This is a genomic window from Dictyobacter formicarum (assembly GCF_016587435.1).
Map to the genome: position 1 here is coordinate 123,864 of NZ_BNJJ01000004.1, position 14,194 is coordinate 138,057.

Sequence of the window (14,194 nt, forward strand, 5' to 3'; positions counted from 1 at the left end):
CTGAGCTGAAAGGTGTTCTGACATGTCTGAAGAGGTAAAAGTTACTGATGAGCAACTCACGGCCGCTGATGAGTTCCTTAAGGTGGAGCGTCGCGGGATGGAGCCGGTTCCAGATGCTGCGCGGCATGGTTCGCCGCGTGAACTGACCCTGGTCTGGGCCGGAGCCATGTCTAATTATGTTTCTCTGTTGACTGGAGCACTGGTCATTGGCGCTCCAGTGGCTATCGGCGTCAGCCGTGGACAGTTGGGGTTAATTGATAGTGGGGTGGCGATCATGATTGGGGCGGCCCTGGCGGCGCTTATACATGGTCTTGTGAGCGCGACGGGAGCGCGAACTGGTACGCCGCAAATGATTTTTGCGCGTGCTGTCTATGGACATCGCGGCGCTTATCTGGGCGCGGCGCTGACCTGGTTGATGGCGATTGGCTGGTTTGCCGTCGATTGTATTATCGGAGGCTGGGCGCTGGTGCAGTTGCTGGGTATTTTTGGCGTCCCTAAAACCACGGAGGTAGCTATGGGGGCCATTACCCTGGTATTGGTAGCGTCGGTGGTGGTGGCGATTTACGGGCATCAAACGGTCCATGTTTTTGAGAAATATGGGGCCATCGTCTTTATGGCTTTTTGCGCTCTTCTGTTTATGGTCTTATGGCCAAAGATCCACTGGAACCTGCCCACTACTGTGCATGGCTCGCCGCGCTTTGCCGCTATGGTCCTTGGAGGTAGCTTTATTTATGCCCTGGTGGCCTCCTGGATTCCCTTTGCCTCAGACTACTCGCGCTACCTGCCGCATGCCGTTTCATCGCGGCGCATCGCCTGGTGGACCGGTTTGGGTATTGGCTTGCCTGTATCCTTATTAGGGATCATGGGGGTGGCGCTCTACACAATTGATCCATCCAATGCCGATCTGCTTAGCGTCATTACTGCTGCCAGCCCGGCCTGGTTGACGATTCCTTTTCTGCTATTTGTGGTTCTGGGTGAGATCTGGGCCAACTACTTTGATGTCTATACTGCTGGCCTGGTGGCGCTGGCGATGGATGTTCCGTTGCGTCGCTGGACGTCGGCCCTGATTTGTGGTCTGGTTGGTGGGCTATGCGTCTATAGCATCGGTTTCTTCTCACATTTCAATCGCGCGCGTACTTATACCGAACTGACCACCAGTTTTCTGGGATTTTATACCGATTTTCTTTTGCTGACCTACCTCTGGGTTCCTTCCTGGGCCGCCGTCTTACTGGTAGATTTCTTTGTATTCAGGCGTGGCTCGTATGCTGTAGATCAGTTGACACGTGGGCGTACTGGTTTCTACTGGTATCAAGGAGGCGTGTTCAGGCGTGCTGTAGTTGCCTGGTTGCTTGGTTTCTCCGTGACGATCCCATTTATTGGCTCTGCCACCTTGCCCTGGTTGACTGCGCCCTGGCAGGGTCCGTTGGCGCATCTGTTAGGTGGTATGGATATCAGCGGCCTGGTTGGAGCTCTCGTCAGCGGACTCCTCTACTATCTGTTTGGTCGCAGCTATTTTCGTCGCTTACGCGAGCGTGCAGCGGAGTAGCTGTAGCGTTTCCGCTATTGTGGCTTAGCATTGTATAAATATGTTGTAGAGAGGAAAGGAGCGTAATATGTCTGCTCTGCAAAGAGCGAGTGGCGAAACTCCACGGGCTTTGACGATTGCTGGTTCTGACTCGGGCGGTGGCGCAGGCATTCAGGCGGATTTAAAGACCTTTGCGGCGCTGGGTGTATTTGGAACGTCGGCCATTACCGCGTTGACCGCCCAGAATACGCTGGCCGTACGGAGCGCTTTTGAGGTGCCGCTGGAGATGATCGCGGCCCAGATTGATGCTGTTATGGAAGATATCGGTGCCGGAGCGGCTAAAACAGGCATGCTATCCAGTCCCGAGATTATTCAAGTGGTGGCTGAGCGGGTCAGGCACTGGCGGTTGCGCCTGGTGGTCGATCCTGTCATGGTTGCGAAAGGAGGAGAGCGGTTATTGCAGGAGCGGGCTATCGAGACCCTGAGGTCGGCACTGTTGCCGTGGGCCGAGGTGGTAACGCCTAATCTGCCTGAGGCTGAGGTGTTGGTAGGCCGTCCACTACAAGGTATCGCAGCTATGCGCGAGGCGGCGCGGGCGATTCACGCCCTTGGCCCACGCTTTGTTGTAGTAAAAGGTGGGCACAGCGCTGGCCCTGCGGTAGATATCCTGTTCGACGGCCAGGATTTTAAAGAGTTACGGGCCGAACGAGTGGAGACACAGAATACCCATGGCACAGGCTGTACGTTTTCGGCGGCGATCACCGCCTTTATCGCACGCGGCTGGCCCACTGAAGAGGCTGTGGTACGCGCCAAGCGCTATATTACAGGTGCTATCAAGCAGGCCGACGCTTTGCATATCGGACACGGCCATGGTCCGGTTGATCACTTCTGGCTGTTGGATCGTGATCTAGAAGGACCTGCCACGACTGATGAGACGCACTAATATCACAGGTGGTACCCATTGCTATTTTTTTCTATTGCTGTAATGTATAACACTATAAAAGGAATAAAGATGATGAGTACACAACGGACGCAAGAGCTGGCCAGCCTGTTGGAGCGCATTCGCGAGCGCAAACCACTTATCCATCACATTACAAATATGGTGGTAATGAATGATACCGCCAATATAACGCTGGCGATCGGGGCGCTGCCAGTGATGGCCCATGCTCCTGAAGAAGTTGAGGAGATGGTTAGCCTGGCTGGTGCATTGGTCCTGAATATTGGTACATTGACTACCGGGCAGATAGAGTCGATGTTATTAGCTGGTAGGCGGGCAAACAGACTGGGCATCCCCATCGTGTTAGATCCAGTGGGCGCGGGCGCCACTCGTTTTCGCACGCAGAATGCCTTACACTTACTGGCGGAGTTGCGCATCGCCGTATTGAGAGGCAATGCCGCTGAGATTGGCTCTTTGATTGGAGTGGCCAGCGAGACGCGCGGTGTTGAAGCCATTTCCGTTGATGCATCTCCATCGATCATTGCTCGTAACGCGTCGAGCCACTTTGGTTGTACCGTCGCCATTACGGGAGCGCGCGATGTGATTGTGGATGGCGAACGTACGGCTGAGATTGATAATGGACACCCTTTGCTGGCGTCAATTACGGGTAGTGGCTGTATGGCTACCAGTCTGATTGGGGCTTTTCTCGCGGTTGAGCCAGACGCCTGGCCAGCTACTATCGCGGCACTTATTGCCATGGGGGTGGCCGGTGAGGCTGCCGCTATCGAGGCGGGTGGACCCGGTACTTTCCGCTCCCATTTGTTGGATGCCGTGACCGCTCTCAGTTATGAGCAGCTGCGCGAGCGACAGAGAGTGAGTTTTTTATGAACAGAAAAGTGCTTTCTAATCTTGCGTTCCATGTCTTAACCGATCGTGAGTGGTCGCGTGGACGTAGTATGCTAGAAGTTGCCTCAGCTGCCATTGATGGTGGAGCAACCGTGATTCAATTGCGCGATAAGATGTCCAGTACACGCACCTTGATTGAAGAAGGACACGCGCTACGTGAACTTACCAGGGAACGCGGAGTGCTCTTGATCGTTAATGATCGTGTTGATGTCGCTTTAGCCGTTGATGCCGATGGGGTGCATGTAGGACAGGACGATATGCCGGGCGACCTGGCCCGCAAATTGCTCGGCCCCAATCGCATCCTGGGTATCTCGGCCGGCTCTATGGAAGAGGCTGTGGCTGCGATCGTGGCTGGCGCAGACTATCTGGGAATTGGACCTATTTATGCTACGCGTGGCAAAGCAGATGCCGGTGAACCAGTTGGTCCTGGCCTGATCGCAGAAATTTGCAAGCGCTATACCACTCCTCTGGTCGCTATTGGCGGCATTACGACTGAGAATGCAGGAGAGGTGATGCAGGCTGGCGCGGCCGGGATCGCAGTGATTACCGCTGTCGTGAATGCTGAAGATGTCTATCTGGCCGCCCACCAATTAGCACGTGCCCTGATAGTCTAAGAATGTGGCCTGAAGCCTACCAGCATGGGAAGCCAATCGCCGCCGTACGGGCGGGCGCATACGCGCCCGAGCCATTTTTATATGTTGGTGCATCATTCGCGCTTTGCGCGAATGATGCACCAACATATAAAAGACATTTTGAGCGCTATAAGCGCGTAGTGTCGTAGGTGCTGGGCTTGCCCCAGCTTGAGGCGCGAAACATCTGACTTTTAGACACTCTCTAACCCTGGTTGCATCGGAATGATGTTTCCATTCGTAATCAAAGATAAGTCAACCTCACTAAAGACAACCTTGGCTAAAGTGCTGAGAAGATTAGAAAATTCTCAGCTTTAGCTAAGGTTGTCTTTAATTTCTTAAGTTTATGCTTAGACCGCTTTATAGCAGAGCTTATAGAGCCCAAAAACGCTTGAATTATGTGGGCAAAGAAACTATGCTATTGGAGACGAAAGAAAGTGAGGTTGATGAAAATGCAAGTTCGGGGACATACAAAAAATAATATACATAATACAGAATTTTCTGATGGAACATTGGTGAAACGGACCCTGGCAGGTGATCAAACATCGTTTGAAATGTTGGTGCGTCGCTATAATACACCTATATTTAATTTTATCTGTCATCTATTAAATGACTATGATCTTGCCTGTGATGTTTCTCAGCAAGTTTTTACACAGCTGTATATTTCAATGCCCACTCTGCGTACTGGTGAGCCTCTGAAAGCCTGGTTGTTTCAGGTAGCTCGTAATCGTAGTTTAGATGAATTGCGCCGCAAACGTGCCATTCACTTTTCTGAATTAGAGTCTGCCCACGATGAAGAAGACCTTTCTCCATTAGCTGTTATTCCTGATGGCGGTCCTCTGCCCGATGAGCTGGCTGAGCACAGTGATTTGAAAGCTAAGCTGCGTGAAGCTATTGATGCACTACCTCCCAAGTTCCGTATGGTTGTGCTATTGCGCTACACTTCTCAGTTAAGTTTTGCTGAAATCGGTAAGGCGTTGAGCATGCCAGAAGCCACTGCAAAGACCTATTTCCAGCGAGCGCGCCCACTCCTGCGAGCTTCGATGTCTCAGCATTGGCAGCCACGGACTGCGCGTTCCGCATCTTAAATTTCTCTGCTATTTTTAAGATTTCTAATCTAAAGCTTGGAATTCTGAAACTTCCCTCTTATGTTTATCGTATTAAAACCAGACGATTACAACGATGAACATTAAGAGGGAATTGCATTATGAACAATGTTTCGCTAGATTTCTTAAATACCGATGTGGAGTTGGACGAGTCTGAGCTGGATGAGCTGTTTGTTACTGAACTTCAAGTTAATCCACCTAAAGATATGGTTGCGCGCATTATGAATGCAGTATCTGTATTGCTCCAGCCCAAGCCTCTGTCTCAATGGCACGATTTCGACTTTTTGGTTGCTGACGATACCTACGATCAGCTTTCTTAGAGACACAGGTAAACATACCTGTGTTTTTTTTGCTCACACTTCCACGTCCACTTCTATTCTAAAAGAAGCCGATGGCTTTCTCCTTTTTTCAGCTAACGGCCACTTTCCCCGGGCTTGTCAGTTTTTTGTGCGTTATTCAGGCTTGCTGGGAACCTTTCCTTGTGTGGGCGAGACGACCCGGGAAGATGCCTGCATAGTAACCCCTTGCTGATCTATAAAGAAAGATTATTTTGTGTATGATGGAAGAAGCAAACCCTCGCTCTCTTATGCGCCAGCGTATTCTGGCGGCCGTTGAGATGGATCCGCGAGTAGTTGGAGTGTTAGATTACGGTTCGGGTAGTCGGAGCCAGGAGGACATGTGGTCCGATTTAGATCTGGCTGTTTTTATTGAGGATGCAGCTTTTGAGGATTTTTCGATTGACTGGAAGCGCTGGGCCGCCCAATTTGGTGAGCTGCTGTTAGCCTATCAAGGTGCTGTTGGACATCCCTGGACCGTCTATGAGGCGGAGACTGTGCCTTTACGCGTCGATTTTGCTTTTCATCGTGCCTCAGTTATTGAGCAGGTCATCACTGAACTACTACACCGGCCGCGCAACAGCGAGGATATGGTGCTCTATGACCAGAGCCAGGGCCGTATTGTGGCCAGCATACAATATCTGCTGGCGCAGATTCCTGCTGTAGATGTGTCTGCAATTTTTGAGCAGGCAGCGGGAGATTTCTGGTATTTTCTGCTCCTGGTCTTTAGTAAATGGCAGCGCGGACAGGGGTGGTTGGCGCGGCAAACTTTTCATCTTGAGGTAATGCAAAATTTGCTGACATTGCTGCGCTTAGAAAGTCAGGCCTTTGAACGCTGGCAAGAGACGTCCGTGGCCTGGAATATTGAACAAACCTGTTCTGCCCGGCGCCTGGCCCAACTTGATACCTGCATCCCCGGTATAGGTAGAGATGCATTGAGGCAGGGCCTTGTCTCAGCTGCTGTGCTGGGCTATGAAGTTTGCACATGCATTGCGACCGAGCACGCATTGCCGTGGCCGCAAGCTGTCGCGGATCGTACCCTATCGCTCTTGAAATCACAGCTTTAATTTAGTGTCAGGACGTATTTGCATTCATCCTCCTGTTTCCTCGACATGCTAGAAAACCTGTAGTTTTCATGTCTTTTGTTCCCTTCAATAAGAGCATTATTAGCATGTTTGTCTTCAATGGGCTGCATAGAAAAAGGACTTTAGAGCTATTCCTTTGCGCGCGCTACCTAAACAATATATAAATTCCGTGGGTGTATATCGTTCTTATTTTGAGAATGCCGTATTTCTCCATATTTGACTTTGATAGCTTTTTCAATAAATTTTCTAATCACCATAATAACAAGAAGAGAAGGATAGAGGAAATGAAGGCGCAAATCATTACTGATCGCCAGCAATGGAATGACTTTGTGGCGGCGTCCGAGTTATGTAATCTCACCCAGACCTATGAGTGGGGCGAGCTGATGAGTAATCGCCGTGCCGATTCACTGCACGTCGGGGTGGTGAAGGACGATGGTTCACTTTGTGCCGTTATGCTTGTGCTTGTTGCTACCGTGCCTGTTCTGCGCGTTCCTTATTTTTACGCTCCTCGCGGTCCTATTGTCGAGGACCCTGCCTCGCCAGCGATGACGTTGCTGCTTAATTTCGTCAAAGCTGAGGCGCATAAACGTGGCGCCTGTATGCTGAAGGTAGAACCTGGTGTGCCTGATGGCGATAGGACCTGGCTGAATGCGTTGCGCCACTATGGCTTTTGCTCCATCCCTTATGCTCATCACCTGCGCCATGAGTGGGTAACCGATATCCGTGGCGAAGAGCAAGAGTTGATGTCTAAAATGCATAAGAAGACACGCCAGTATATTCGTACATCGGCACGTACCGGCGTGGTTATTCGCGAGAGCCATGAGCAGTCTGGCATTGATGCTTTTTACCGTATTTATTGTGAGACCGGTGAGCGCAGCGAATTTATGATACTGAGCAAAGAGTATTATGAAAATTTCCTGCGCCTGTATAAAGACAATGCTGCACTCCTGGTAGCTGAATACGACAACCGTATTATTGCCGCTGCGATCGTGGTACGTCTGGGACGCTGGAGCTGGAATATGTACGAGGCTGCCTCCAATGAGTCGCGAGAAATGCGGATCAATTATTTGCTACAATGGCAGCGTATCCTCTGGGCCAAGTCTCATGGGTGCTGGTATTTCAATTCACGTGGTATTCCTGATGTGCTGGAAGAGGGCAATGAACTCTATGGCGTCTATAATTTCAAGCGCGGCTTTGGTGGCTATGCTATGCGCTCGTTGGAGACGCAGGATCTTGTCTATCGACCCCTGGTGTATCAAGCCTATCGTTTGTTGCTGGATGGTAAACATTGGTACGAAAGTAAGCAGGCTGCAAAGAGAAAGGCCGAGGAACTGAAGCAGGCTGAGCAGAAGAAGGCTGCACGCGAGGCGGCTCAGCAGGCGAACCCGGCTGCTGGTTCGGTTCAGGAGCAAGCACCAGCGCAAAAAACGCCAGCGGCAACCAGACAGCAGATTCCAGAGACGCCACGTCCTGAGGCTGTACCCAATGCCACTCCGCTGCCGAGCATTCCCGAAACGCCACGTCCCGCTAGCAAGACGCCCAAAAAACAGAAAAAGGCTTTTCAAACACAAGAAAAATGACTCGTAGGTGCGCCCCTCGCGGGCGCTTTTGCTCTTCCCGCTCGAAAAAGCGCCCGCGAGGGGCGCACCTACAGGTTTTCATCTTTCTTTGCGCTTTTTTAATGAGCGAGCGCTTGCTCACGGTAAGCACGGCGGATACGCTCAGGATTTGTGACCTCTCCCAGCGTAACCGAGCGCAGGGCGAGGAAACCATTTCTTGGTAGAATGAAGAGCCATGCACTCACGACAAAGGGGGCCGTCAATGCAGGCATCCCAAGTGGTGAGAGAAAGACACTTATCGAGGCCATCAGAACCGTTGCAATTAAAGCGCAAAACAAAGCATAAATCGCGGACGGCCATGTCAGGACATAGAAGACGCCGCCAACAGCAATTGCGCTCAGGACGGCGTTAAAGCCATAAAGACCATGATAAACCCAGTGGCCATCGCCTCCCAGTAAGAAGAGCGAGGTGAGCATCCCCACAAGAGAACCTAGTGCTGCAAAGAGAGCAGAGATCCGTGAGTTGACGAGGATGGCGACCAGAAATATCAGGCCCGTAAGTAGATTGTCCTGAAAGAAGACCTCTCCAATGCCTCGGAAAAAAGCTTCCACCAAATTGAGTGGCGTAATGCCGGCGCCCACAAGTGAGGTTGGCAGTGGCCGCAGGGCAGTCTGTACAGCTGCACTTGGCTTCAACAGGGCAGGCTGTATCGCCTGCGTAGATTGCAGGTGACTAAACAGGAAGACGGCAAACAGGAAAATCCAGGCCGAAAGCACAAAAGGTGCTGTCAGAGCAGGCACGTCACGGCTCCCAAGCACATTTACCAGGCTCATCATCACGATGCTACTAAGAATACCGGCAAGGATGATATACACTGGCAGCGTAGGATTCCACTTGAGGAAAAACGCAAGCCCGATACCAGTAAGGATACCGTTAAAGCCAAAGAGGCCCGCACGAATTGCGTTGTTATCCGCCTTGAGAACCATAGCAGTCAATGTGCTCACTACCAATCCAATTACTCCGGCCAGTCCCAGGAGCGCTGAATTGACAAAGATTCCAATCAGAAATAAGAGGCCAGTGAGAGGATTATTCTGGAACATAACCTGTCCGCAACCGCGCAGGAGCGTATCTACAAAGCGTAGAAGCACATTCTCATTCGTCATCCGCTCCCAGGGGGCAGTCAGGCGCTCCACGGGGATTGTATGCTCCATCTTTATTACCTCCATATAGCCCGGATGCTGCCAGTGACAGCATCCGGGTTGGAGAAAAGCATGACCACAGAGCTTGTTTGCGTTTAACTGGTGACTGCTACTTGCATTTTCTGGGAAACGGAATGCCTCATTGGCTCAATATCGCGCTCGAAAATTTCCGTTGGCAGGTACAGCGAGCAGCAAGCATTCGGAATATCCACGATACCGCTGACCCGACCTTCGATTGGCGCGGCGCCCAGGATGATATAGGCCTGTTCGCCTGTGTAGCCACATTTTTCGAGGTAGCTAATAGCATTCAGACACGCATTTCTATAGGCGATATGGGCATCCATATAATGCTGTTTGCCCGCCTCATCAACCGATATCCCTTCAAAGACCAGGAAATTAGAGTAGCGAGGTTCCAGTGGACTACTTCTAAAAATGGGACTCTGCATGCTGTAGGTATTGACACCGTTTTTAATCAAATCTACCTTGAGGTCAATAGAGCCGGCCATCTCGATAGCACCGCAGAAGGTGATCTCACCGTCTCCCTGTGAGAAGTGCAGATCGCCCAATGACAGATTGGCGCCGTTGACATAGACCGGGAAGTAGACGCGCGAGCCACGGGTAAGATTTTTAATATCACAGTTGCCGCCATGTTCGCGCGGTGGCACGGTGCGCGCTGCTTCGCGCGCCGCATTCTGCATATCAGTTCCCTTCAGGGATCCCATCACCGCATTTTTCTCAAGTGGAGGCAAAGCCAGTGGTGGAACTCGATTGGGATCAGTGGCAATCAGATCAGCCTCGCGCTTATTCCAGGCGTTGAGGAGCTCATGGGAGGGGGCACAGCCGATCAGGCCAGGATGCGGAATACCTACAAAACGCACATCAGGAACGTGCCGCGATGTTGCTACTACTCCATTGAGATCCCAGATAGCTTTATGCGCATCAGGAAAATGGTCGGTCAGGAAGCCACCGCCATTATCACGAGAGAAGATGCCGGTGAAGCCCCAGGAAGTTGCTTTGCCCGCGAATGAGGTCACATCGAGAATATCGACGACAAGCACGTCTCCTGGTTCTGCACCCTCAACAGCAACTGGGCCGCTAAGCACGTGAGGAATTGAAAGGTCGACATCGCGTACGTCGTTCGCACTATCACTGTTCTTAATCTGTCCATCCGTCCAGTCTTTACATTCCATTCTGAAGATGGTACCTGGTTTCACGGAAGCCATCGCTGGAATATCTGGATGCCAGCGGTTATGGCCAACGATCTGTTGCTGGCTCCAGGGTTTGTCCAGATCTACACCAAATAACACTTCAGGTCTCATCGCTGTGGTCGTCATCGTCATGATCGTTTTCCTTTACGTATGCGGTTAGTAACGCAGAAAGGTGTATCAATCTAAAGTTTGACGTGATCCATACGATTGAACTATACGTGACGCCATTGTCTGTATGCGGAACGAGAAATACGGCTAGAACCGTGATATTCCCGCAGAACGAATACCTCGGCGAACAGAAAAATACTCTATGCTGCTACTATGTGAGATGCCATGTTGTGTTTTGTTATTAGCGCGTTTCTTTATGGAGGAGATATCATCAAAGAATGCTATGTGCAAATGTTCTCAACTATGATTAAACACAGCTAGCATCTATGTTTGCGCTTTCTTGTCTTTTACTGCGTACACTAATACGGTATCCTAAAATATTCTTTCTGTCAAGTGAAGTAAATGCGTATTGACTTATCAGTAGAAAGATTTCCTTTGCAAATGGTGAACAAATAATGTATGATTTCCTGTGAGATTGGCTGATGAACTGAAGAAGAGCAGTGTGGAGAATGAGTATGCCAAGATATGAATTTCGTTGTGAGCAGTGTGGCTCATTTGAGTATTGGCGTTCACTCGCTGATGCTGCAGCCCCCATGTACTGTCCTGTATGCCAGCGCGAAGTCAGACGAATTTACACCGCGCCCGGTCTGGTACGCACCCCGCCTGCATTGGCGCAGGCCTATTATCGTGCTGAAAAAAGCACCTGCGAACCAGAAGTCATTCGTAGAGAACCTGAGAAACCACGCGAGCAGCCCGCTCCTCCCGTCTTTCACCAGTCCCATGGACGTCCCTGGATGCTTGAACATTAATATGGGCTCAAAATACTTTAACGGTATCGCTCGTCAAGGGAGCAAATCGGGCGCAAGGTCCGAACCTATTGGTATCATGTTTTTTGAAGGTTCCATCGCATGGGCCATCGAAATGTATCAGCGCAAATGCCCCCAATCTCTTTTTATGTTGGTGCAAAATGTGCGCACAGCGCATGTTTTGCACCAACATAAAAACCTCTTTTGAGCTCCGTAGGAGCGTAGCGTGAGGCAGAGAGACCACCATTGGCGTGGGGGTCAGACACTTTCTAACATGTTAGCGCATGCAGGGCGCCGTGCGCCCTGCATGCGCTAACAGAAAAAATAGGCTCGGCCGCGTATGCGGACGCCCGAAAGGGAGGGGCCAGGCTCCCATACTGGGAACCTGGCCCCTTCTTTGTAAGCGACTAATTATTGAAGCTGTCTAGAACTTGATTTAATAATTGTTTAACGTTATCCCAATATATTTACTTTATCTACACACCCATTCACGCCAGCTGTAGCCATCGCGTGCAAATATTTCGTGGGCGGCTATGATGTTTGCCCTGGCATTATATGGAGACATGCCAGCCTGTGAGGTGGTACTCCATGTGCTCGGGTAAAGAATTTGGAATATACCAGCGGCATGACTTCCACCAATCGAGTATGTGTTGGTGGCATTAGGATTCATCCCTGACTCGCATGCTGCAACGCTCTTGGCACCTGCAGCATAAGGTCCAAAGATTTCATCAATCATTCCGTTGATGTCAGTGCTCTGCGTAGCTGCTGGCGCAGGTACGGCGGGGGCCGGTGCTGGCGTGGGCACGGCAGCTTGCTTAGCGGCCGGTGCTGGTGGAACACTTTTAGGGGCTACTGGTACGTTTTTAGAAACCGTACGAGCTACCGCGTTATCAATACAAATTTTCTGATCTATAAAAATGAGATTAGGATTGGCAATACTATTGACGCTTGCCAGGGTCAACCAGCTGACCATGTAACGTTTGGCTATCTGACTTAACGTGTCACCGGCTACAACTGTATAGGCATTCGCACAGCTGGTAGTTGTGTTTGCCATATTGGCTGTGGTTGTATGTGCGGTGTTCGTTGCTGCATGCGCTATATTAGGAGTCACTGCATTTACTCCTAATGTGGTGCTAAGCAGACTTAATGTTCCCATAACTGCAATAAAACGACTTTTTTTCGACTGCTTTGACTTTTCCGGACGTAAGAAATTCTTAAGGTTCTGATATACTTGCAACATTTCCTCACTTCGATTAGACAACTTCCAATACCGCTCGCTATGCGGTGTTCCTCATCCACATTACCCATGGACATGATCACGTAGCCTGCTGTTCAGGTCGTTGTGGGAACATTGCTAGAATACCATGAAATATATTGATACACCTAGAAATGCGGTTGAATCTAGCCCTAATTACCTAGTTAAGTAGTTAATAATGCGTAAATGAGCTGTAACGAGCTTCTTCAATAAGAGCATTAAAGATGCCAATTTGATTATTTACCTGCTCAATTGCTTTATTAATAACAACCAATATTATCCTTATACATGTTATATGGCTGTAATATATATCATTTTATTTTGATCACATTATAACTTTCAGCCGCAAAGGTTCGAAAAATTACCATTCCAGGTTGTTAACAAAATGAGCTCTCATTCGATAATATTATTGGAAGACTATCTAAAAATTTTTGTGTATTAGACGGGAGCCTGTGCATGGAACGCCGTGTTTTCGCTATTGTATTGATAATAATTATTTTATTGTTTGGATCTACCTGTTACATCTTTGCATTTACATCTGTCAATAATAAATTTATGGACATGCTGGGTTCTTTGGATCCGACGCCGACGCCAACGCCGACTCCGGAACCGACGCCAACACCGACTCCAGAGCCGACTCCGACCCCATTTCCGACACCGACGCCAACACCTCGGGGCATGATGCCTCAATCCCAGGCTTCAGCCATTTATATGGTGGATGGCAATACGAATGCCGTGTTGTCGAACGTGAATGGCAACAAGGTGTTGCCGATGGCCAGTACGGCCAAGATTATGACCGCTATCCTGACCATCGAGGACGTTAATCTGGATACCAAAATCACTATTTCTCAGGATGCGGTTGATCGTACCGCCGATGGCACCAGTAGTACGGCGCAACTACACCTGGGCGATGTTATCAAGGTCAGGGATCTTTTGTATGGCGCATTGTTGCCCTCGGGCGCGGATGCGGCTACTGCTCTGGCCGATTACGTTGGTGGTTCAACCCCGAATTTTGTGGCGATGATGAATAACAAGGCGACCAGATTGGGCTTGACCCAGACCCATTTTGTGGATCCTGATGGTTTGACGATCAGTGGCGACGTCAGTATGACCAGCGCGGCCGATCTCACGAAACTGGCCGAATATGCGATGGCCAATAGTACCTTTGCCAGCATCGTCGCGCAAGCCTCGTATAGTCTGGCACCCACGATGTATCACCGTAAATATGATTGGTCAAACACGAATGGCCTGCTCTCTACCTATCCCGGCATGCTGGGCGTTAAAACCGGCCACTCCAGCATCGCTGGCTATTGTCTGGCCTTTGCCGCAGCACGTGATGGACACTATATTGTCGGCGCCATCTTAAACAGTTCTGACGAGGCGCAGCGCAACACCGATGTCTCAAATTTATTGGACTGGGGATTCCTGAAACTAAGCGGCAAATTGTAGTAGCTGACCACAAGATACGGTAGCTAAAAAGAATGTATAGAGATATCTTATTGTATTGATGATATTACATGGACGGCGCTCGGCGCC

Annotated in this window: 13 protein-coding genes; 10 read left to right on the plus strand and 3 right to left on the minus strand. The window is 50.2% G+C overall.

The annotated features are described in order from the left end of the window. The first annotated feature begins 22 nt into the window (after window positions 1–22). From JMI88_RS08055 to JMI88_RS08090, 8 genes are all read left to right on the plus strand, one after another. A complete protein-coding gene (locus tag JMI88_RS08055; RefSeq protein WP_201361296.1) occupies window positions 23–1,546 on the plus strand; it encodes a purine-cytosine permease family protein in 1,524 nt (507 codons plus the stop codon). 67 nt (window positions 1,547–1,613) lie between these two features. Next, window positions 1,614–2,468, plus strand: a complete 855-nt coding sequence (gene thiD, locus JMI88_RS08060) for a bifunctional hydroxymethylpyrimidine kinase/phosphomethylpyrimidine kinase (protein ID WP_201361297.1) — start codon at window positions 1,614–1,616, stop codon at window positions 2,466–2,468. Window positions 2,469–2,540: 72 nt separating this feature from the next. Further along, complete coding sequence (gene thiM, locus JMI88_RS08065) at window positions 2,541–3,350, plus strand: hydroxyethylthiazole kinase (protein ID WP_373323800.1); 810 nt, start codon at window positions 2,541–2,543, stop codon at window positions 3,348–3,350. Further along, the gene (gene thiE, locus JMI88_RS08070) at window positions 3,347–3,982 is read left to right on the plus strand and encodes a thiamine phosphate synthase (RefSeq protein WP_201361299.1); all 636 of its coding nucleotides are present in this window, start codon (window positions 3,347–3,349) and stop codon (window positions 3,980–3,982) included. The genes thiM and thiE overlap by 4 nt, the downstream gene beginning before the upstream one ends. A gap of 461 nt (window positions 3,983–4,443) precedes the next feature. Next, the gene (locus tag JMI88_RS08075) at window positions 4,444–5,085 is read left to right on the plus strand and encodes an RNA polymerase sigma factor (RefSeq protein WP_236022862.1); all 642 of its coding nucleotides are present in this window, start codon (window positions 4,444–4,446) and stop codon (window positions 5,083–5,085) included. 119 nt (window positions 5,086–5,204) lie between these two features. After that, complete coding sequence (locus JMI88_RS08080) at window positions 5,205–5,423, plus strand: hypothetical protein (protein ID WP_201361300.1); 219 nt, start codon at window positions 5,205–5,207, stop codon at window positions 5,421–5,423. 236 nt (window positions 5,424–5,659) lie between these two features. Beyond that, window positions 5,660–6,505 (plus strand): aminoglycoside 6-adenylyltransferase, encoded by an 846-nt coding sequence (locus JMI88_RS08085; protein ID WP_201361301.1) that lies wholly within the window; start codon window positions 5,660–5,662, stop codon window positions 6,503–6,505. Window positions 6,506–6,807: 302 nt separating this feature from the next. Beyond that, complete coding sequence (locus JMI88_RS08090; protein WP_201361302.1) at window positions 6,808–8,103, plus strand: peptidoglycan bridge formation glycyltransferase FemA/FemB family protein; 1,296 nt, start codon at window positions 6,808–6,810, stop codon at window positions 8,101–8,103. Between the two features lie 98 nt (window positions 8,104–8,201). On the opposite strand, the gene JMI88_RS08095 is transcribed toward JMI88_RS08090, so the two are convergent. Beyond that, complete coding sequence (locus JMI88_RS08095) at window positions 8,202–9,293, minus strand: urea transporter (protein ID WP_201361303.1); 1,092 nt, start codon at window positions 9,291–9,293, stop codon at window positions 8,202–8,204. An 83-nt stretch (window positions 9,294–9,376) separates the two neighbouring features. Then, window positions 9,377–10,621, minus strand: coding sequence for a formamidase (gene fmdA / locus JMI88_RS08100; protein ID WP_201361304.1), 1,245 nt, complete (start codon window positions 10,619–10,621; stop codon window positions 9,377–9,379). Between the two features lie 491 nt (window positions 10,622–11,112). Between fmdA and JMI88_RS08105 the strand changes: the two genes are divergently transcribed. After that, window positions 11,113–11,406 carry an FmdB family zinc ribbon protein gene (locus JMI88_RS08105; RefSeq protein WP_201361305.1) on the plus strand — a complete coding sequence of 98 codons (294 nt, stop codon included), beginning with the start codon at window positions 11,113–11,115 and terminating at the stop codon, window positions 11,404–11,406. Window positions 11,407–11,875: 469 nt separating this feature from the next. Here JMI88_RS08105 and JMI88_RS08110 read toward each other — a convergent pair whose 3' ends face one another. Next, a complete protein-coding gene (locus JMI88_RS08110) occupies window positions 11,876–12,514 on the minus strand; it encodes a LysM peptidoglycan-binding domain-containing protein (protein WP_201361306.1) in 639 nt (212 codons plus the stop codon). A 600-nt stretch (window positions 12,515–13,114) separates the two neighbouring features. On the opposite strand from JMI88_RS08110, the gene JMI88_RS08115 reads away from it, so the two are divergent. Next, window positions 13,115–14,107 carry a D-alanyl-D-alanine carboxypeptidase family protein gene (locus JMI88_RS08115; protein WP_201361307.1) on the plus strand — a complete coding sequence of 331 codons (993 nt, stop codon included), beginning with the start codon at window positions 13,115–13,117 and terminating at the stop codon, window positions 14,105–14,107. Window positions 14,108–14,194: the final 87 nt, after the last annotated feature.